Source organism: Paenibacillus sp. TSA_86.1, assembly GCF_052691815.1.
The window spans coordinates 84,740-105,792 of sequence record NZ_JBQZGE010000011.1 but is presented as its reverse complement, the minus strand read 5'-3'; the positions used below and the strand labels follow the sequence as shown (position 1 = coordinate 105,792).

Annotated in this window: 24 protein-coding genes and 1 pseudogene; 3 read left to right on the top strand and 22 right to left on the bottom strand. The window is 45.2% G+C overall.

Annotated elements, in window-relative coordinates; translation table 11 throughout:
- Window positions 1–22: 22 nt before the first annotated feature.
- From ACUTVW_RS19475 to ACUTVW_RS19370, 22 genes and pseudogenes are all read right to left on the bottom strand, one after another.
- Entirely contained in the window at window positions 23–268 is a 246-nt protein-coding gene (locus ACUTVW_RS19475; protein WP_445647294.1) for a hypothetical protein, read from the bottom strand.
- Window positions 269–565: 297 nt separating this feature from the next.
- Window positions 566–1,414, bottom strand: coding sequence for an AraC family transcriptional regulator (locus ACUTVW_RS19470; RefSeq protein WP_445647351.1), 849 nt, complete (start codon window positions 1,412–1,414; stop codon window positions 566–568).
- Window positions 1,415–1,498: 84 nt separating this feature from the next.
- On the bottom strand, window positions 1,499–2,047 hold the full coding sequence (locus ACUTVW_RS19465) for a glutathione peroxidase (RefSeq protein WP_434751526.1): 549 nt from the start codon (window positions 2,045–2,047) through the stop codon (window positions 1,499–1,501).
- Between the two features lie 169 nt (window positions 2,048–2,216).
- Complete coding sequence (locus ACUTVW_RS19460) at window positions 2,217–3,062, bottom strand: aminoglycoside phosphotransferase family protein (protein ID WP_445647293.1); 846 nt, start codon at window positions 3,060–3,062, stop codon at window positions 2,217–2,219.
- A 13-nt stretch (window positions 3,063–3,075) separates the two neighbouring features.
- A complete protein-coding gene (locus tag ACUTVW_RS19455; protein ID WP_445647292.1) occupies window positions 3,076–3,363 on the bottom strand; it encodes a hypothetical protein in 288 nt (95 codons plus the stop codon).
- 21 nt (window positions 3,364–3,384) lie between these two features.
- On the bottom strand, window positions 3,385–3,660 hold the full coding sequence (locus ACUTVW_RS19450; protein ID WP_445647291.1) for a hypothetical protein: 276 nt from the start codon (window positions 3,658–3,660) through the stop codon (window positions 3,385–3,387).
- A 226-nt stretch (window positions 3,661–3,886) separates the two neighbouring features.
- Complete coding sequence (locus tag ACUTVW_RS19445) at window positions 3,887–4,426, bottom strand: GNAT family N-acetyltransferase (RefSeq protein ID WP_445647290.1); 540 nt, start codon at window positions 4,424–4,426, stop codon at window positions 3,887–3,889.
- 216 nt (window positions 4,427–4,642) lie between these two features.
- A complete protein-coding gene (locus ACUTVW_RS19440; RefSeq protein WP_445647289.1) occupies window positions 4,643–5,845 on the bottom strand; it encodes a glycoside hydrolase family 5 protein in 1,203 nt (400 codons plus the stop codon).
- A 219-nt stretch (window positions 5,846–6,064) separates the two neighbouring features.
- Window positions 6,065–6,595, bottom strand: coding sequence for a GNAT family N-acetyltransferase (locus ACUTVW_RS19435; protein WP_445647288.1), 531 nt, complete (start codon window positions 6,593–6,595; stop codon window positions 6,065–6,067).
- Between the two features lie 36 nt (window positions 6,596–6,631).
- Complete coding sequence (locus ACUTVW_RS19430) at window positions 6,632–6,991, bottom strand: GNAT family N-acetyltransferase (RefSeq protein WP_445647287.1); 360 nt, start codon at window positions 6,989–6,991, stop codon at window positions 6,632–6,634.
- 33 nt (window positions 6,992–7,024) lie between these two features.
- The gene (locus ACUTVW_RS19425; protein ID WP_445647286.1) at window positions 7,025–7,207 is read right to left on the bottom strand and encodes a hypothetical protein; all 183 of its coding nucleotides are present in this window, start codon (window positions 7,205–7,207) and stop codon (window positions 7,025–7,027) included.
- A gap of 54 nt (window positions 7,208–7,261) precedes the next feature.
- Window positions 7,262–7,729, bottom strand: coding sequence for a GNAT family N-acetyltransferase (locus tag ACUTVW_RS19420; protein WP_445647285.1), 468 nt, complete (start codon window positions 7,727–7,729; stop codon window positions 7,262–7,264).
- Between the two features lie 52 nt (window positions 7,730–7,781).
- A complete protein-coding gene (locus ACUTVW_RS19415; RefSeq protein ID WP_445647284.1) occupies window positions 7,782–8,432 on the bottom strand; it encodes a phosphotransferase enzyme family protein in 651 nt (216 codons plus the stop codon).
- Window positions 8,429–8,764, bottom strand: coding sequence for a hypothetical protein (locus ACUTVW_RS19410; RefSeq protein ID WP_445647283.1), 336 nt, complete (start codon window positions 8,762–8,764; stop codon window positions 8,429–8,431). Before ACUTVW_RS19410 ends, ACUTVW_RS19415 begins: the two co-directional genes overlap by 4 nt.
- A gap of 40 nt (window positions 8,765–8,804) precedes the next feature.
- A pseudogene (locus ACUTVW_RS19405) lies at window positions 8,805–9,279 on the bottom strand (hypothetical protein).
- A 192-nt stretch (window positions 9,280–9,471) separates the two neighbouring features.
- A complete protein-coding gene (locus tag ACUTVW_RS19400) occupies window positions 9,472–9,936 on the bottom strand; it encodes a DUF2691 family protein (protein ID WP_445647282.1) in 465 nt (154 codons plus the stop codon).
- Window positions 9,937–9,953: 17 nt separating this feature from the next.
- Window positions 9,954–10,481, bottom strand: coding sequence for an AAA family ATPase (locus tag ACUTVW_RS19395; RefSeq protein ID WP_445647281.1), 528 nt, complete (start codon window positions 10,479–10,481; stop codon window positions 9,954–9,956).
- Between the two features lie 97 nt (window positions 10,482–10,578).
- Entirely contained in the window at window positions 10,579–11,628 is a 1,050-nt protein-coding gene (locus ACUTVW_RS19390; RefSeq protein WP_445647280.1) for an ABC transporter substrate-binding protein, read from the bottom strand.
- Between the two features lie 42 nt (window positions 11,629–11,670).
- Entirely contained in the window at window positions 11,671–12,645 is a 975-nt protein-coding gene (yjfF, locus tag ACUTVW_RS19385) for a galactofuranose ABC transporter, permease protein YjfF (RefSeq protein WP_445647279.1), read from the bottom strand.
- Window positions 12,635–13,678, bottom strand: coding sequence for an ABC transporter permease (locus tag ACUTVW_RS19380; protein WP_434751542.1), 1,044 nt, complete (start codon window positions 13,676–13,678; stop codon window positions 12,635–12,637). Before ACUTVW_RS19380 ends, yjfF begins: the two co-directional genes overlap by 11 nt.
- A gap of 4 nt (window positions 13,679–13,682) precedes the next feature.
- Window positions 13,683–15,215: a sugar ABC transporter ATP-binding protein gene (locus tag ACUTVW_RS19375; protein WP_445647278.1), complete on the bottom strand. Its 1,533-nt coding sequence runs from the start codon at window positions 15,213–15,215 to the stop codon at window positions 13,683–13,685.
- A gap of 137 nt (window positions 15,216–15,352) precedes the next feature.
- Window positions 15,353–16,375: a substrate-binding domain-containing protein gene (locus ACUTVW_RS19370; protein WP_445647350.1), complete on the bottom strand. Its 1,023-nt coding sequence runs from the start codon at window positions 16,373–16,375 to the stop codon at window positions 15,353–15,355.
- 249 nt (window positions 16,376–16,624) lie between these two features.
- Here ACUTVW_RS19370 and ACUTVW_RS19365 point away from each other — a divergent pair, with 249 nt between their 5' ends.
- The 3 genes from ACUTVW_RS19365 to ACUTVW_RS19355 all read left to right on the top strand — a co-directional run bounded on the left by ACUTVW_RS19365 (window position 16,625) and on the right by ACUTVW_RS19355 (window position 21,010).
- Window positions 16,625–18,436 carry a sensor histidine kinase gene (locus ACUTVW_RS19365; protein ID WP_445647277.1) on the top strand — a complete coding sequence of 604 codons (1,812 nt, stop codon included), beginning with the start codon at window positions 16,625–16,627 and terminating at the stop codon, window positions 18,434–18,436.
- A gap of 5 nt (window positions 18,437–18,441) precedes the next feature.
- Complete coding sequence (locus tag ACUTVW_RS19360; protein WP_445647349.1) at window positions 18,442–20,031, top strand: response regulator; 1,590 nt, start codon at window positions 18,442–18,444, stop codon at window positions 20,029–20,031.
- An 88-nt stretch (window positions 20,032–20,119) separates the two neighbouring features.
- The gene (locus ACUTVW_RS19355; protein ID WP_445647276.1) at window positions 20,120–21,010 is read left to right on the top strand and encodes a sugar ABC transporter substrate-binding protein; all 891 of its coding nucleotides are present in this window, start codon (window positions 20,120–20,122) and stop codon (window positions 21,008–21,010) included.
- Window positions 21,011–21,053: the final 43 nt, after the last annotated feature.

The window sequence follows — 21,053 nt, the reverse complement described above, 5'->3', positions numbered from 1 at the left end:
AACTATTTTATTTTCATTTAAATTATTCCCTCTTGCGATAGTCTGCCCGGTACTTCTCTTCCGTAGACGAATTTCGTTTTGTCTGATCTTTATTTTTCTCTTCTTGTGCTTCCATATTCAGATCTTGCATCGGAATCGGGTCGACGGTTTGTTCTTGCTCATATTGATCCAGCATGCTTTCGTGTTCAGTTTTATATTGCTCCGGATGATCATGCATCTGGTCCCGTCTGTCATTTTTCTGTTGCTGAGCCGGTGTTTGCTTTTCCATGCCTGTTCGCCTCCTGTAATAACATTTCCTCGTTATTTAAGATGTTTATGGTTAATAAGACGGTCCTTGTCTCGATCATTGGTATCTGTCTTACCTTTCTTTACCTGTTCCACTGGAAGTCTAAACATCTGTCGTTACGTGAAGATTGCCGATTCCTGGTCGCTATTGTTCATTTGTTCTAAAATAAAACGAAAAAAGCCGACCATGTAAATCTACTGGTCGACTTCTGGATGTCATTCTCTTATGCTTCGTTCATGCTAATAAGCGATAAGCTTCGTTTAAATTCTTACCCCGGCCTTATAGCTGCCGATGCAACTGACTCCGATACAGATCGGGCGAACAGCCCACGCTTTGTTTAAAAATGCGGCTGAAATGAGACAGACGTTTGAATCCGGACAATCGGCTGGCCTCTGTCACACTCATCTCGGGCTGAAACTGAAACAGCAGTTTTGCCTGATTAATACGTCTGTCATATAGATACTTGAATATGGTCAGTCCAGTCATCTCTTTGAACATGCCTGCCAGATAGGGCTTGGACAGGTGCAGCTCCTGAGCAAGATCATCCAGACCGATGTCATGCATATAATGAGTATCGACATAGCGGATGATATGCTGGACATGTCTTTCTTTCTCCGATGAAGAGCGCTGTTCCTGTACATGCCCCTGACAGATCTCTGCCACACAATATAACAGATCACAAACCCGGATATTCATGCGCTCCTGTCTGAATCTGGACGAGTGAGAGGTTAACTCGTGCAGATCATACAGCAGTGCTTCAAACTCCGTGCGGATCTCACCTGTGAGGTTAACCCGGCAATTGCCCAATTCATCGAACGGCTTCAGCACTTCATGGATGCGCTCCGGGTGCAAGCTTTCGCGAATGGCAGAAGGGTCGAAATGAAGCGTTGTACGAACATACGGTTTACCGACTTGGGGATGCGGCCGGTGCAGTGTCAGGCCATGCATTAACACCAGATCCCCCGGTTCCAGCTTGTACACACGATCCCCGATAATATAGGTACATTCCCCATCATGAAAATAATAAATTTCATAATGCGGATGCGAATGGAATCCGTCCGAATTGCCTGGGTCAAACTGACTCGTAGCTCTGTAGGTATACGCCAGTGGAGCATTAAACTGCATCATGCTTGGCACGTCATCACCTCCTGTGCAAAAAGAAAGCGGGATACCCCTTTATGCTTGGTTGCCCCGCTGATGTTAAGCTAATTTTTATAAGAGTTCCCGGATACTCGCTTTGATCTCATCCATGGAATCAACCGGCTCGAAGCGCCGAACGACTTGACCTTCTGCATTGATGAGGAATTTCGTGAAATTCCATTTGATTGCATCGCCGTGCAGCCACTCAGGTGCTTTGTCTGCCACCATCAGTTTGAGCAGTTTGGCCTGAATGTCACTCTCATCAAAGCCGGCAAACGGACCTGACTTTTTCAAAAAGTCATAGAGCGGATGCGCTGCCTCTCCATTCACATCCAGTTTCGCAAACATCGGGAATTTCACCCCGTAGTTGATCTGACAGAAAGACTCTGCCTCTGCACTACTACCTGGTTCCTGCTCCGCAAACTGGTTGCACGGAAACCCGATAATTTGCAGACCCTGATCCTTGTACTCATCGTACAACTTCTGAATATCATCAAATTGGTGTGTATATTTACATTTGCTTGCCGTGTTCACAATCAGTACAGGCTTTCCTTCATATTGAAAGAGCGGAAAACGCTCTCCACTCGTTCTGGTCACAGTGAAATCATAAATGGTTGGCATAAGTCGAAGTGCACCTCGCAATAGTTATGTAGTTAATTATTTGTAGAGTCACCTCTCATTATATACGAAGTCAGTCAGGTTGTATTGAGAAAGGTGGTGCGTCCCCCAATGTACAAAAAGAATACAGGCCGTTTTTACGTTGTATTTCCCCGAAAACGATATAACAAAACTACGACCACTCTTGCCAATGTTGCTCCAAAAATGTCACTTCTCTCTCATAGTGAGCCAGATGACCTTCTTCGACCATCTTCACGAAGGCAACTTCTCCTGCTGCTGCACGTTCCTCTAATGTTTTGCACATAAAGCGAATGCGGGACACTACCCAATTCTTCAGATCAGGCGGAACATGTAAACCGTAAGCCCCCATAAACATTTTAATGCGTTTTTTCCGAACGGTTGCGTGCGTTTCTCTATCATATGAGGCAACTGATTTGCCTTGGCCTTCAAGATTAGGCGAGAAATTCGCTAGTGGAACACAAGTATATAAAGTGTAGGCGATATCCCACAGCCGTGGCCCCGGGCATGCCAGATCAAAATCAATAATACCCTGCGGCAAACCATGCCTGAAAACGATATTGTATAAAGCAAAATCGTTATGGCAGACGACTTCGGCTTTCTCTGATGATATCTCTATTAATTCATGTGACCGTTCTTCTACAGCTATACCTGGATAATCGTTGTCCGGTTGTTCTACAGTTCTAAAGTTAACGGTTGCATCGTGATAGGCTCTTAATAAATGGGCAACGGCAATCAGTGATTCGTCTGACCACATATAACTTTCGATCTCCGGATAATCATTACCCGGGACATCTCCGTCAAGGTAAGAGAGTATTTCCCTGCCCTTTTCATCCATGCCCAAATACTTCGGCGCCTGTTGGAAGCCCTCTTTTTCCAGATGCAACAACAGTTCATGTACATAACGATTCAGGATACTCCCCCGGCGAACCGTATCCCCAACGCGTACAACGTCATTCACGTTACCACCTGTCAACTTCTCCTCCGGTTGGTTGGACAACTTGAATCCTCCTCTATTTATAATTCTCTGGCCGCTCGTATTGATGTCTATTCTTGTTTTTATTTTTGTAAGTTCCCGGGAACCCGGCAACCAGCAATACAAATCCAACAAAAAACATGAAATATACGAGTAGTCCTGTGGGTACATCTACCGTCTGCGTAACTTCTCGCAAACCTTGCTCCGATCCGCTTCCCGCCTCAACCAGTGCTGCTGATAAGCGGATTGATATACGCTCCAGCGTAGATATAAACACACTGGCAACCATTAAAACAACACCCAAAATCTTGTTCATCTGATTCAAAATGTAACCCCCCCTTCCTCTTTATTCAAAACAAATCTCACTGTACACTCCGGTCAAAAAGGTCTTTAGCGTTTGTGCCAGTGCATAGTGGTTGGGCAGGTCTTTAGCAATGACGCCTCCAATATTACCTGCCTCGCCTTGGGTTAGACAGGTTAGTTGAAGCTCATTCCAATTTCCATATATGAATGAGAGCAAGTATTCCATAGGCTGTTCTTGATATATTCGAATTTTGGTTCCTGCCCAGATCGGATCCTGATCCTGTATCTCATCCACTGGAATCCATACCTCCGTTGTCAAAAAACGACCTCCTTCAATAGACTTCACTTCAATTATAATCCATGTTCTTCCATTAAGGAATTTCTATAACTCTTCTAAGGGGGATGCCGTAGCTTTTTATCCGGGTTTTCACGTATGCTTCTACGGATGAAGCTATACCTAGTTTCATCAGGTCGGCATTCTTGGTATATCAAAAGCGCCGTCATCTCTGACGGCGCCTGGTATACTCTTTTACTCCCAAGTTGTCTTACGTAGCTAAAATGTGATGCAACGCCATATGACTTTCGAGAAAAGCAGAACGTTCGACATGGTACAAATCATATATGGGCTGCTTTGCATTAATGGCCTGCGTGACCTCTGGATACAGGTCATTGGAGAGGTTAACATAAGGTAGTTTCTCAACCGCTTTGCGGGAGCGAACATTTTGCTTACGTATTTTCATAAAAACCGTCTGTACGTCGTGTTCAAGAAACAGTTCTGTCAAAAAAACGGACTTTGCTCGCTGACTGTATCCTTGTCCGAAATAAGGAGCACCGATCCATGTCGCCAGAAATCCAGTATCGTTGATGATGTGATACAGATCAATGGTGCCGATCGAGGTTCCTGTCTCATTAAAAATCGTGCGTGAAATGACGGTTCCCTGTTCTTCCTCTGCAATTAACTGCCGGGTTAAAAACATGAATTCCTCTTGCGACTGACATGCATAACGAACATAAGGAGAAACTGCGGGGTCCATCATCAAACTGTGCAAATATTGACATTCATGCAGCTCACGCTTCTTCAACATTCTGTCTACCACCCAATCCTTCAAGTTCGCTAGATCTAAGCCAAATTTAGTATAACCATGGATGTGTGGCGTTCAATGAATTCTGCTTGCGGCTTGTGTAAAATTCAAAGAAAAAACGGTTGAGCTGCACCCGAGATCGTTGTGGAAAAGCACACTAAAACGGCATGTTCCTAATTATAGAAACATGCCGCTAAACACTTACTACTGACAGATCAATTATTGCATGCCTTGCATGATGGCATTAATAATATTTTGCTGTGTTACGGTATTGTTAAATCGATTGAAGAGCGCAAATCCATGCTGGCCGTTGAACCCGTTGTCCCAATAAACCGGAACCATTTTATATTTTTTCGCCTTGGCAGTCACGGCTTTGGCATAAACCGCACGATACGTATTATTGCTGGAATCATAAGAAGATTTATCGATAGAACCGAACTCACCCATCACAACGGGATAACCTTGTGTTACAAATTTATCGTGCATGGACTTGAACTGGGATTCGAGATAATCCTCCTGTCCCCATGTCGACTTTTTGGAAGGGTTCGTCGCGGTTGCTCCCCATTGCGTAATGTTTCCATTCTCTTCACCGGCAAAATCCCATGGAGAATAGTAATGTGCCGAGATCATAATCCGTTTCTGAGAGCTTGGAATGGCGGAAGATCTGAAATTATCGCTTGGAACGACAAAACCGTAGTTGCCGACCGTATAATCAATATTTGTGTTCCAACCTGGAACGAGTAACCATCTCGCATTGTTGTTCCCACCTGTTTTGCGAACGGTATCCACGAAAATCTGATTATACGCGTTCAAGTTACCATAATAAGACGTATTCGGGTTGTTGTAATTCCCGTCAAACACCTCATTCATGGACTCAAAAACCAGACGCTCATTATAATTGCTGAACTTGGTGGCAACTTGTTGCCATACCTTTTGATACTTCTCCCGGATTACATTCTGATTGCTGCTGTTCACATGTAACCACGAACCTGGAATCGAGTGGAACCCGTCCCCATGCATATTGATGACTACATACAAACCTTCGTTATATGCGTAGTCCACCACTTGCTGTATGCGATTGAGCCACGCTGCATTCACTGTGTAGTTGGGAGCGCTTCCAATATAGTTGAGATAAGAGACCGGAATACGAATCGTTTTGAAACCTGCCGCTTTTACCTTTTTGATCAGCTCAGGTGTGATCGTTGGATTACCCCATGATGTTTCATTGGGTGTTCCATTTACGGTAGCTTCCAGCTGGTTACCCAGATTCCAGCCCGCACCCATCTCCGCTGTAATCTGCGCGGCCGTTATTGATCTCAAATCCGCGGCCGATGCTTTGGAACTCCACCCCGCAAACGCTGCTGTCGCCATGAAAAGCAGTGCTAAACTGGCAATACCAAATTTTTTAAACGTTTTCGACATAACGGTACCTCCGCTTATTCTGATTTGTAGAGACAGTATTGTGGTATGTTTCATTATTCTCAAGGTGCTTGAATCGAAACGAGCCTCCTTTCGTTATCAAGCCTTTTCCAATATGGTACAAGCGCCTTACACCAACAGAATAACTCATTTATGGAAAATAAAGTTCATTTTCCATTGTTAAATTGACGGTTTTTTACAAATTCTTGCTCATGTTTGCTCTTAAACAATTTTAATAGTCATATGAATATCTTTGGGCTCCTTGGTATGAAGTTCTTCATCCACATCAGATGTCATATGACTTCCCTGACTTTGGTAAAAAGATACCGCTGATCTCGTTTCGGTTGATGAGATGTACAAGGATTTGGCTCCACGCTTTCTTGCCTCGTTACTTAAAAAGGTTAGAATCCTTTGCCCAATCCCCTGCCGTCTGTAAGCTCTGGAGACATACATAAGATCCAGTTGCAACTGGTTATGCTCTTTTCCTCTAAATTGATGGGCAAGCACACCGAATCCTACCAATCTCACGCCTTCAAAAGCACCATACGCCATGCCACCTTGTTGCAATTCATAAATGTAACGATCCTGTATTTCCTGCAGCTGCTCTTGATCCCAGTTCGCACAATCGTAATCTTGTTTATGCTCAACTAAGCTCTGCTCAATAACCTCATAGATCAGGTCGATATACTCAGAGCGGTCAACTTCATGTAACTGTTTTACATGATCCAGATTTAAGATTTGGTATGTAATCATACTAATGTCTCCTTTTTATTGGCTCCGTGAGTCTCCCTACTTTACATCTCGATTAGCGAGATACTCATCCTTCGTTAATCCGAACATAATAAAATCCATATGTTTTCCATGAATATAAACAACTTGACGACGAATCCCTTCTTGCACACAACCCAGTTTCTGCATCATTCTAGCCGAGCCTTCGTTACCTTCCAGCACATAATCGTTGAACTTATGAAATCTGCGCTCCAAAAAAGCATAACCAAGCAAAATATTCATCGCGCTTGTGCCATATCCCTGACCACGATAAGGTTGATCAATGACAATACCGATACTGAACGTTCCGTTTCGCTCATCCATGCTGTTCAGATTAATTCCACCGATGTTATGCCCCTCAAGATTTTCAATGGTAAACATGATACGACCATTGGTTGATGAGAACGCTACGTTCTATTCTACAAATCGTTTGGCGCCATTGATCGTTGGCGGAAGCTCAACAGCACACTCAAGCAAAATGCGCGCAGGAGAGTCAAAGCCTTCTGTATAACAGTTCTCCCAGTCCTCTTCTTCAAATGCTCTCAGCCTAACCTTATCATCTTGCCAGTAATACTGGCTATAATCGATTGTTCTCATATGTATGCCTCCCTTTAAACGATGTGTAAAAGCACAGTTCAGCTATGAAGTACTTCACTTTACTTCCAATCGGTAAATAACCTCATCATCAGAATTGGTCTGATTCTCGCTTACAAATGATAGACCTGTATATAAGCGCTGAGCAATATGATTGTCTCGTTCAACGGTCAGTGAAATGACGTGACATAACGGATGTTTTTGCATGATATAGTCGATCACGGCTCTCAAAGCTTGTTTTCCCATACCTTGTCCTTGAACCGACTTGTCGATCTGAAAGCCGCCAATCCAGTAATTATCTGTACTCTCAGGTGTATAACTTACGTAAAAGAATCCAATGATTTTGCCTTCCTTTTGCAAAACGTAAGGATCAAGTGCTTCATCCCACGGTTTAATATAGGCGTAAGCGAGTGCCTCCGTAACATTTGGAACCAGATGTGTCTGGTTTTCATGTAGCGAAATTTGTAAAGCCTGTTCCCAATTATCTCGTGTAACGGGATGAATCTGGATGATGTGTGTTCTCATATATTCTCCCCCTTCAGCGACCACTCCTCACTATATCATTTCAGTTCGTCTTTTATAGTTTAAAGCGGCAACCTTCAAACGGAAGATCATTTTGGATCAGATTAATGGCTGCTGAGATAGCACCTTTTTGATGTTCAGACAAGCTACCTTCATCCCCATTCCAATCCTTTAACCACCAGAAGAACGAACTTATATTTCTATACTCCATGAATAAAGGAATCCGAGCTATCCATTCTTGTGCAATCGGTTGTTGCTTCACATAGCCTTCCAGAAAAGCGGTCAGAAAAGTCTTCGCGAACTCATCCTTCGTTCCCCACTTCGGATCATGTGCCCCCCACCACACCGCATGTGCAGCCGCAACCCCAATATCCAGAGCATACCAGCCGCGTATCGCATCATCAAAATCAAAAATGTTAAGCTCACCCTGATCAATCAAACAATTATAAGGATGGAAATCATAATGAATCAGGCCGTAACCGTCGTCCTTTCTGGGCAAATCCATCAGTTGCTGCTCCAATGTTCGAAGCTTCCCTAAGAGCAAGGCATAATCACCTGTATGAAGATGTGGATTTTTCAGTTCCAGTGGAGCCCAGTCCGCTCTAATTAACTTTGGATCTTCGGGTTGATAGCTTTGTGTTAGATGGTGTAAATTGCCCATGACGCTTCCCCATCGAGTAAATAAAGTCGTATCCCATACACTCAATCATAATCAAAAAAATAGCCAATCGCTCCTTCAAATACCGCAGCAACATAACATTTCTCCTGATCACGGCACACAGCGGTCAACTTGCCTTCCACACTCAGTATAGGTAATGAGGCACGGACACCCTTGGACACCAGATAGCGAACCCAGTGGACTTCTGCCTGAATAGATTTCTCATATGCTGCCGGTTTCTCCGATAACCGAAGAAAATATGTTTTATCTTGCTGATTGAATCTGTACACCACATTCGTAGATTGACTTACCAGAACCAGTGACTCAGGAGCCATGCCAAATGATTGAGAAGCTTGTGAAATTATTGCTGTGGATACCATCTTATTTCAGCTTCCTTTCCTCGCTATAATTAAATTAAATTCATCGTACTACAATCCCGCTAGTCATTTTCATATTCGGAGCATACGTCATATACATGTTTTCATTGAATTCCCTTGCAAATCTCTCCTCTGCCTCATACTGATGGATGGCCTCCTCGGAAGTTAATCCTCGGGCGGCTCCTAACCCTTCTTCTTTTAAGGCGTTATACAATGTTTGCTTATCCGGTTCGTCCATCTGTTGATCCAGAAAGTTCACACGATCGCTTACTCGGCATTCCACGCCTCTAAGACCAAACTGACTGAGCAGTGTCGGAATCTTCATGCCTATATTTCCATCTTTGCCGCTCTCTCTAGCAGCCCATGTAACCAAAACCACATCCATAATCGATCATATGTACGGCTTGCTTAATCTTCCAAACTCGTTCAACTAGAAATTCAAAATAATCATCGTTATAGTAAAGCCAGCGCGTCTTTTTCAGATAATCTATTTGGTTATCCCAATAATATCCAGACAAAAGAACCGCCCCTTTCTTTATGTAAACGCGTTCAAAATTTCAATTTCCTCCTTCCTGCTATCATGTTCAAGCTGATGTACCCTATCTCATTTTCCCATTCCAAGTTCTTACATTCCTCTATTCTATCTCTAAAATATGTCACGGTCTATCCAACCTCAGGATGATCCGATCTCTGACTCCCAGCTTATATCACTAGACAGATAGTCTTGTTCTTACGTCATTATCATCCGTAATATAATCCAGCGCTTCGTATCCCCGTCTCTTGGTATGCCTGAGCATTTCTTCTCGTTTATCAGCATCTTTAATGTATATCGCTACGTAACTGCTATCTATGACAAGCAGTGCGAGCTGGCACTCACTCTCCGCATAGTCTTCATATGTCTCTATATCCATGATTGCAGTACGTGTCGGATAAGCCTTCAGATTGGCAAAGATCAGATAATACTTATTATCTTCAATAATTTGCCGCAACTCTTCTCCCGCCATGCCCATAACCCGGTCTGGGAAAAGACTATCTCCCAAGGTATCCTCAACAACAAAATAGGACTCCTCCCCGCCAACAAACCAGTCATAATCCGCGATCTTAATCGGTTTCAGGATTTCGCCCAAAAAGCTCCCATATTCATTTGGAATTTGGAATTGTATGCCTCTTTTCATATTGCCTCCTCGTCGTTTTACCCTTTCAGTTTCTCCACAATAATATCGATCACTTCATCCGTCTCCAGATGATCCGTGGGAATACGGGTTTCAAATGCATCTGCCTTGAACGCCTCGACACACTTCGGTGCTTGTTGATACTGCCATCCGCCGAATTCATCTCCACGTTTAGCAAGACGCCCATATATGGTCTCTAATTCAGCCGTTAGACAAAAATGATGCAGGTCTGGGTCGATCTCTTTTAGCCCGTTGTAGATGTAATCAAAGTTACCTTTTTTATAGAGCGTCATGGGAACAATCAAATGTTTATTATATTTTCCCTTCACCTCTCTGGCCGCCTTCACCGTCAACACTTTCCAGAGTTCGATATCTTGAAAATTATCCGTGCGTTCCTGCTCTTTTCGATGTTCCTCGGGGAGAAGCTTCCGCAGCATATAACCTATTTCTTCCGGATCAAAGATCATGCTATTTTCAATTCTTGGCTGTAGCGCCTTCGCTGCTGAAGTCTTACCAGAGCCAAATGCACCATTAATCATAATGATCATAGAATCACTCCTTCACATGGAATCATATCGGGTAAATAATATAAATCATCTTCCATAAGAATGCAAAATCCCGTCGGAATTGTCCAACAGGATTATGCTAAAACTTTCGATTAAGCATCTCACGCTTCGCACTTTCTTGTGTGAAAATATCCTCTCGGGGCACCATGCGTTTGGGCAACGTACGTCCTGCCATAATCTCTTTGGCCGCCTGCATGAGCTGAGGACCGAGCAACGGGTTGCATTCGACCACTGCGTTAATCTGCCCGTCTGCCAGGATACGCAGTGCTTTTCGTGAACCGTCTACCGACACAATTACGACGTCCTCTCCGGGCTTCAAGCCAGCCTCCTGAATCGCCTGGATCGCACCAAAAGCCATTTCATCATTATGAGCAAAAAGAACCTGCGGTCTCTCCTCTTTCGGGACTTGAAGAAAATCGTTCATGACCTGCCTGCCTTTGTCCTCTGTAAAATCAGCAGGAGCACTTTGTGAGAACAAGATATGCTCTTGATCACCCAGGATGCTTCTAAAACCCTCACCGCGCTGGATCGAAGGCGTTGATCCACTCGTGCCCTGCAGTTCCGCAATTCGAATCGTCCCTGGTACATTCCGCAGCCGGTCCTGAATGTACTTCCCCGCTTTCACACCCTCTTCATAGAAGTCCGACCCAATCGTGGTTACAAAAAGCGAGGTATCCTTGGCGTCTACGGATCGGTCTACAATGATTACGGGGATGCCCGCTTGCTTCGCCTCCTGAAGGATGGTATCCCAGCCCGATTCCACCACCGGTGCAATAGCGATCACATTCACCTTTTGCTCGATAAAAGAACGAACAGCCTCAAATTGTTTCGTCTGAGACTGCTCTGCATTTTTCAAAATGAGTGTAATTCCGGATTCCTTGGCGGCATCCTGAATCGATGTCGAATTCGCCATACGCCAGGCACTCTCGGTACCAAGCTGTGAAAAACCCAATATAATCGGTTCCTTCGAAGGCGTGTTATATTCGAGCGACTGCATCCATTCTTCCATAGATGGCAGGGATTCAATGTTAGATGGAACAGGAAGGGGCTTTGATTCAGACTCATCTGCAGTACAGCCGGTAAGACACAGTAGAAGCAACAGGCACAACCAGCTTACAACTTTGTTCACCAGATCCTTCCCCCTCCTCTAACTTGTGACGTTCAAATACGGTCAATGCAGAGACTTGGCAGATACTCGTCGTTCGCTCAGAAGACGCTGGAACAAAATAAAGACAAACAGCATCAAACCGATAACAATCTTCGTCCACCATGAGCTGAGCGTGCCTTCGAAACTAATTATAGTTTGGATAATCCCCTGGATCAATACACCAAGGAACGTACCTGCCACGTAACCCACACCGCCGGTCAGCAGTGTTCCACCAATAACAACCGCCGCGATCGTATCCAGCTCCAGACCCATCGCATGTAATCCGTAACCGGATAACATGTAGAATGTAAAAACCACACCCGCCAGTGCAGAACAAAAACCACTGAACGTATAAACTAAAATTTTTGTGCGTGCTACAGGTAGTCCCATCAGCATGGCAGATTGCTCACTTCCACCAATAGCATACACATTGCGCCCGAAACGAGTGTAGTGTGCAAGAAAGATAGCAAGTAATAGAACGATCAGGGCAATGATCACATTGATCGAAACGAAGCTGCCGCCTGGAAGCGGAATTTTGGCCTGTGCTACATCCGTATAGAACGAGTTCGTAATCGTAATGGTGTCTGTACTGATGACATAACACAGTCCTCTTGCCAGAAACATCCCTGCCAATGTGACGATAAAAGGCTGAATTTTAAAATAATAAATGATGGCTCCCATCACCGTGCCAAACACCGCGCCCATAATGAGCACCATGGGGATGACAACGGTCGGCGGCCATCCTTGCTTTTCAACCAGGCTCGCGCTAATAATTGTGGTCAGCGCGATGACCGACCCAACGGACAGATCTATACCCCCGGATACGATCACAAAGGTCATGCCAATCGCCGTAATAATCAGAAAGGCATTATCGATCAACAGATTAAACAAGACTTGTGTGGAAAAGAAACCCGTGTAACGGAACGAGCCAATGGCAATCATCACAGCCAGTAAGCCGAAGGTAACCAGAACCGGGAGAAGCTTTCGATTAAGATACATGGCGATTCACCCCTTGTTCAGCTGGAAACTTCCGCTTCTTCAGGCGGTCTGTCATAGACTTGCGGAAAGCTTCGGATTGGATTAAACATACGGCGAGCACTACAAAGGCTTTAACAACCAGCGTAACCTCTGGCGGTACACCGATCATATAGATCGTTGTTGTTAAGGTTTGAATGATCAGTGCTCCAACCACCGTACCCATCAAAAAGAAACGGCCGCCATTGAGTGACGTCCCGCCGATTACGACAGCCAGAATGGCGTCCAACTCATACCAGAGCCCTGCATTGTTCCCGTCCGCACTGGAGACGTTGGAACTAAGAATCAGTCCTGCAATGCCAGCACAGAGACCACAGAACACATACACGGCGAGAATGACGGTTTTGGAGCGAATTCCTGCGAGCTGGCTGGCACGAGCGTTATTTCCAACCGATTCAATGAACAGTCCGAGGGCTGTTTTTCTGGTGAGCAGAACCGCAATAAGCAGCACCGCCAGTACGATAAAAATCGAAAACGGCAAAGCCGCAAGCGAACCCGCGCCGATGTACTGATACTGCGCGTTGGACACGGTAATAATCTGTCCATCGGTAATCAACTGTGCAATACCACGTCCAGCCACCATCAGAATCAGCGTTGCGATAATAGGCTGAATCCGCGCAACCGATACCAGTGCCCCGTTCCACACGCCCAAGACCAGAGCAAGACCGATGGATAATGCAAGTGCACTCAGAACAAGCCAGAGCGAACTTTGATCTGTTCCTTTGCTGATCGTCATACATGCCATCGCTCCCGATATCGCAACAATGGAACCTACGGACAGATCTATGCCGCCGGTTGCAATCACCAGGGTCATACCGATGGATACCAGGATCAGCGGTGCTCCAAAATTCAGAATATCGATCAAGCTGCCGTATAGATTGCCCTCACGCATCACGAGCGAGAAAAAATCGGGTGAATAGAGCAAGTTAAATAACAAAAGTAATCCAAGCATACATAGCGGCCAAAACAAATGATGTTTTCGCATCCTGCTAATCATTACGTCAACCTCCTGCCATGGCTTTCATGATTTGCTGCTGATTGATCTGATCTCCAGTAAGTTCTTTGACTTTTTTCCGGTCTCGCAGCACAGCTACCCGGTCGCTGACCCGAATCACTTCTTCCAGCTCCGAAGAAATGAACAGAACACCCGTGCCTTGCTTGGACAGCGAAAGTACAAGTTTTTGTATTTCCGCTTTTGCTCCAATATCAATGCCGCGTGTAGGCTCATCGAGAATGAGCAGATCCGGGTTCATCAATAACCAGCGTGCAAGCAATACTTTTTGCTGGTTGCCACCACTCAGGTTTTTGATTAGCTGCTCCGGATTTTTAGGATGGATCTGCAGTAAATGGATATATTTTTCAGCGATTTCATCCTGCTTTTTACGAGAAATCGGTTTAGACCATCCCCGTGTCGCCTGATAGGCAAGAATAATGTTCTCCCTGATGGTCAGATCGTCAATAATACCTTCGGTTTTCCGATTCTCCGAGCAGAATGCAATATGCTGATCTATCGCATGCCGCGGCGACTTCACTGTGTTTCCAGTATCCGCAACAGTTAATTTGCCTTCGTCGGCGCGATCTGCACCAAAGATGAGACGAGCGATCTCCGTACGGCCCGATCCGAGCAAGCCAGCCAGACCGACCACCTCACCCTTCCGAATCGTCAAGTCAAACGGTTCAATGGCACCTTTTCGTCCCAGTCCCGTCGCCGTAATCATGATATCCCCTGCGTTTGCGTCTATCTCTGTCTCTGAGTTCCCTTCGACCGATTGTTTTGGAAGTTCCTCCAGAATTTCAAGCTCTTTACCGATCATCTTAAGCACAAGCTCCATACGAGGAAGAGTTGCTGCAATGTACTCCCCTTCCAGTTCACCGTTGCGGAGTACAGTCAGTCGATCTGACATTTCATACACTTGGTCGAGAAAATGCGTCACGAACAGAATTGCCAGCCCTTCGCTCTTCAGCTTGCGCATAATCTGAAATAGCTGCTGCACTTCATTTTTATCCAGACTCGATGTTGGTTCATCCAAAATAAGTACTTTGGCTGAAATGCTCAGTGCTCTGGCTATGGCGATGAGCTGCTGTACCGCTACCGAATAGTTTTGCAGAGGGGCTTTCACGTCAATCACCAGATTCAATCGTTCACGCAAAAGCTTCTCTGCGTCCCGGTTCATTTGTTTCCAGTGAATACGACCAAACTTCATCGGCTCCCGACCGATATAAATGTTCTCTGCGACGGTTAGATTCGGGCAAAGATTCACTTCCTGGTACACTGTGCTGATCCCCGCTCTTTGGGCTTCCAGTGGTCCCGATATCGCAAGCGTGCGATTGTCCATCGTCACGTTGCCTTCGTCAATCGAGTAAACGCCGGTCAAGACTTTAATTAACGTGGACTTTCCTGCCCCATTCTCACCCATCAATGCATGAATTTCACCCGGAAACAGGCGAAAGCTGACGTTAGAGAGTGCTTTTACGCCCGGAAAACGCTTGGTGATGCCCGTCATTTGCAGGATGGGTGCGTGATTATCCTCCATATCCAATCTCTCCCATTATAAATTAATAAAATCCCCTTATGTTGTAGAAGCCGTTACCCGCAATCGGCAGATAGAAAAAAGTCATTTAGCGACAGTCAAGTCGAAAAATGACTTTTCGGTGTTAACCGCATCTACTATTAATATTCGCGTGTGGGTAACGCTTCTTTGGCTTGCTCCGATGTGAAGGTCGTTTCATCCGTGACGATGCGGGCTTCGATCTCTTTCCCGTCCACCACAGCCTGAACTGCTTCCATTAACTGAGGGCCGAGCAGCGGGTTACATTCCACGATAAAATTGATCTTGCCGTCGGCTGCTGCCTGCATGCCATCTTTCACCGCATCGACAGAGATAATCGTGATATCTACGCCTGGTTTCAGACCTGCAGCTTCAATCGCTTGAATTGCGCCAAGTGCCATATCGTCATTGTGGGCATAGAGAACATCAATTTTCTTATGAGCTTTGAGGAAAGCTTGCATAACCTCTTTACCTTTTGCACGAGTAAAGTCACCCGTTTGTGACGCAATGACCTTCAATTTGGCGTTGGAACCAATAACCTCCATAAAACCTGCTTTGCGATCATTCGCTGGTGCAGACCCCGTTGTTCCCTGCAATTCAACGATATTGATCTCTTCTTGGGTATCTTTGTATTTGTCGTTCAGCCATTGACCTGCTTTGCGCCCTTCTTCAACAAAGTCGGAACCGATAAACGTCTTGTACAACGATTTATCCGATGAATCCACGGCCCGGTCGGTCAGAATGACAGGGATGCCTGCATCCTTCGCTTCTTTCAGAACGGTATCCCAGCCAGACTCCACTACTGGAGAAAAGGCAATAACAGTCACCTTCTGCTGAATAAAGGAGCGTAACGCTTTAATCTGATTCTCTTGTTTCTGCTGTGCATCGGAGAATTTCAGATCATAACCTGCTTCTTTCGCCGAGTCCTGAATCGATTTGGTATTGGCTGAACGCCAGCCGCTTTCCGCGCCAACTTGGGAAAAACCAAGTGTAATCGTCTTGGAACTGGCAGGTGTGCTGCCGCTTTCTCCTCCCGAACCTGCTTGATTTTTACCCGATGCTCCGTTGCCGCTGTTACAAGCTGTACTGACAAGCATAACCATCGCCAGTGTGATGGTGAGTCCCCACTTTTTTTTGCTCCGCATCATATGATCCTCCCTTGTAAGTTCACCTTGTGTGGTGTGATCACATTATAAAACGCTTACATTGTTCACTTATATGGAATGTCATGCGCATTTTATGTAATAATTTAGTAATTGTGGAGCGGATCTTATGAAAACGTGTAATTTTTTTGGTTTATCGTGCACTATTTTGCGATGACCTCCCATACTTCAAATTCATGTTATAATAATGCTACCTTTTGATCATGATCCCTTCAGATGGAGTGGAATGCGTTGAAACTTGTTAGGTGGATAACTTCAAGCCTCAGGCTTAAATTGCTCAGTATGTTCATCATCCTCAGCTCTGTACCGTTGATCATCGTGGGATTGATTTCGTACCACAAGTCCTATACGGTTGTATCGAATCATAACAAAGCCTCTACACAACTGGCCGCTGATCAGCTCGCCAGAAACATCGACATCATGTTTGAAGATACCGAACGATTGCTGGAACTGGGCAAGAATCCGCAAGTACTACAGTATCTGTACGCTCAATCCGAGTCATATACGGAAGCCAAAGGCATTTTGCAGACGTACAATCTCTACCGGGAAACCTACAAATATGATAAGGTTCTGAATATTTCGTTTGTTAACTTTTATGGCAAAGGCATTAGTGAACGAAAAGGAGTCTTCAAGCTGGAACGCAACCCGCTTCGCAATCCCTACTTTCAATATTTGGTTCAGTACCCAAACGCCATTTTGCGAGTTCCTCATACCGCACCCTATGCTGAGCATAACCGTTTGGACGGATTCGTTTATCCTAAACAGAATGCGCTTTCAATTATGACAACGGTCAAGGAGCGTATTACACATGAAGTCATCGGTTTTATAGTGATTGATCTGAATGATTTGTTCATCGATGATTTTTTGACAACAACGAAAATTAAAGATTCCGGCTTCTTTTATATTAACGATCAATATGGAAAAACACTGTTCAAACCACCTACGGACCAGGCATCTCTTGCCATCATCGACCAGATTAACTCCGTTCCTCTCCATGCACAGCAAGACAGCTTTAACCTGTCGGCAGGCTCCAAACCTCAGTTTGTCGTATATAGTACGTCCAAGCAGACTGGGTGGAAAATCATCGGTGCCGCGCCTTTTCAAGAAATCATTGCGGAAGCCAACAGCATTCGTCAGTTAATTATCATCAGTGTTTCGTTAAGCGCTTTCTTTGCTATTTCTTTATATTTTTTCCTGAATAACAGACTCATTCATCCGATACAAATTCTGATGAACAAGATGCGAAAAGCGGCGAGCGGTTATCTGGAGGTCAAAGTCTCCCCTACCGGCTCAGACGAAATCGCGGATCTCGGCCAAAGCTTTAACATCATGCTCGAGAAAATCAAAACCTTGATCGATAAAAGCATTCAGGAAAATGAACAAGTCAAAATCGCTGAATTACGCACACTGCAAGCTCAGATTAATCCGCATTTTCTGTACAATACGCTGGAGTCCATTATCTGGATGGCCGAAGCCGAAAAGAAAGAAAATGTCATCAAGCTGGTTCAGGCCCTCTCCAAGTTTTTTCGATTGAGTCTAAACAAAGGCTTCGACTGGGTATCGATCCAAATGGAGCTTGAGCATGCCCGCAATTATCTGGTTATTCAGCAGATGAGGTATCACGATATTTTGACATACGAAATCCATGTGAACCGCGAGCTTCAAGAGTATCCGATTCTAAAAATGACCCTGCAGCCCCTGATTGAAAACGCCATCTACCATGGCATTAAAAACAAGCGTGGTCAAGGACTCATCTCGATTCAGGGTTACGTGGATGATACGAGCATTGTGCTCACCGTACAAGACAACGGCATTGGCATGACACCTGAAAAATTAACCCAGTTGAGAGAAGAGCTCGAACAGTCGGCAGGCTCCCGTACCATTCAAGAAAAGGAGCAAGAAGGCGGGTTTGGTCTGCTGAATGTGCATGATCGAATACGTCTCTATTTTGGCCCGTCCTATGGCGTCGAGATGGAAAGCACTTATATGGAAGGAAGTACTTTTAAAATACGCATTCCAAAAAGCAAGGAGGTTCAGCATTGAAAAAAGTGATGATTGTCGATGACGAGATCGGAATTCGGGAAAACATACGGAGTAGCGTAAATTGGGAAAAAGAAGGTTTTCACTACTGCGGAGATGCGCCGGATGGAGAAATTGCCTTACCTCTAATTGAAGAATGGGCGCCTGATATTCTCATTACTGACATTAAAATGCCGTTTATGAACGGGTTAGAGCTGGCCTCCATCGTCCGTGCGCAAAAACCTGAGATCAAGATCATTATTATGAGCGGTCATGATGAGTTCAGTTATGCCCAGGAGGCTATCCGGCTTGGTGTAACGGAGTACTGTCTTAAACCCGTCAGCGCGGCGGAGCTTCTTCAGACGTTGCATCAAGTCAGTCAGAAAATCGATGAAGAAGAACAGCGAATGACCAACCGCACGATGACCCGGGAAAAACTGCTTGCCGATCTATGCGGCGGTCTCATCGGTACAACGGATGCCCTTGATTCAGCCAAAAAACTTTCGCTCCCGCTTTCCGCCAAATTTTACACCATCGTCATTGTTGACATCCGGTCGCAAGATGAGGCTCTGCACTCGGAACTGTTATTCAATAATACACTTCATTTTTTGGAGGAAAACGTTAGCATACATGTCGAACTTCTCCCCTACATTCGGAGCCGAACCGAGCTGGTGCTGCTGCTGAAATCCAGTTCCGAAGACAGGATCACCGCTTATCTGGAACAGCTTCGAGGACCGATTCGCCTGGAACTGGAGCAACAGTTCAACTGCAGTGTTACGCTTGGCATTGGTAGCCGCCAGGAGCGTCTGCAGGGCATTCATATCTCCTATCTGGAGGCGGATGAAGACAAATATATCACTCGTTTGACCCAACAAAACAAAGCTGCTCTGCGCGAGATTCATCTGGATGAGAGAATGAATATTTTGCTGGATCGCAGCCGGTTTCTTGAATTCCTCAAAATTGGCGACGCACATCAACGTGACAGCTTTGTGCAGGAATTCGCCGCGCCATTAGAGTCGATTGACTGGAAGTCCTCATCGTATGGATTCTATTTGTTAAATGATCTTACGCTTGAATCCTTTCGACTGGCGAATCAGCTTTTTCGTATGGGGGCTGACCCGGATGAAAACATCCGGAGCCTGCAGCACAACATCCAGGGAATAACAAGCTGGGAAGCCTGTACTAGGTACCTCTGCTCTCTGTTGAATCTATTATGGCAACGAAGAACAGCGTCCTCTGGCAAATACAGTGATGTGATCGATCAGGTCAAAGCGTATGTGTCAGAGCAATATAATAACGAGCAGGTTTCATTAAAGACGATCTCTGCACATGTGCGCGTCAGCCCAAGTCATCTCAGCAAAATTTTCAGCCAGGAAACCGGCCAAACCATAACGGAGTACTTAACCCAAGTGAGAATCGGTAAAGCCAAAGAACTGCTGAAAACAACGAGCAACAAGACCTTTGAGATTGCATTTAAGGTGGGGTATAACGATCCTCACTATTTTTCGAATATATTCAAAAAAACGACGGGAAGCACACCCAAAGAATATCGCACGCAAGGGGTTGTGACATCGGGTGAACCATCAATAGACATGAGAAAAGAGCCGATGTATGAATAAACTCAAACGGACTGGCTGGCTCTTGCTTATGATGTTGCTTCCGTTAACAGTAACTTCATGTTCAAGCCTAACTACGAGTTCAATGAACATGTCCAGTTCAGACGATCTATCTTCCAAACGTCAGGAAGTAAAACTGTATGCCGCTACAACTGTGGAACCATCAACGGAGAACAAAACATTCGGAATCATCTATCCGATGACCTATCCGACTTATGAGATGATTACGATGGATGCTGCACAATCAGCTGAAAAGCATAATATCACCTTAACCGTCAATGCACCGGATGAGGCCAACACCGAACAACAAATCCGCATCGTGGAGAACATGATCAAACAGCGCGTTGATGGCATTGCCATTTCGCCTGTGGAGGCTGAAGCACTCACACCTGTGATTAATAAAGCCAAGGCGACCGGCATTCCCGTAGTCACGTTCGAATCCGATGCTCCCACCAGCAAGCGGGCTGCTTATGTCGGAGCTGATAACTACCAGACAGGCCAACAGTTTGCCAGAACTACAGCGAGGCTGCTTCACAACGAAGGTATGATTTTGGTCGAAAGTGGTTTGCAAGAAATGTATGGTCTGCAACAGCGGTTAAACGGGTTTATTGATTATATTCGTAATGAAACAGACATCGAAATTCTGGAGGTCAAATACAATCAAGGCAATGAAAATCGAGCCGTTGCGGATATTGAATCCATGATTGATGCCCACCCCCATTTTAATGCAGTCGTTGGGCTGGATTTTGTTTCTGTCTCTGCCTCTGCCCTCGTCTGGAAAGCCAAAGGGTTGAATCGTCACCTCATTGCTTTTGGTGACAGCTCGATCAGTGAAAAAGGACTGCTGAATGGTCAGCTATCCGCTGTCATTTCGCAAAATGAGCGGGCGTGGGGAACGGAAATTGTTGAAACGCTGCTCCGTGCCAGTGAGGGGCTTGCCGTTGAGGATTTTAGAGATACGGGGATCACTGAATTAAACTAGGATATGGTTTGAAACGAATCAAAAACACCCCACAGAGAGACTC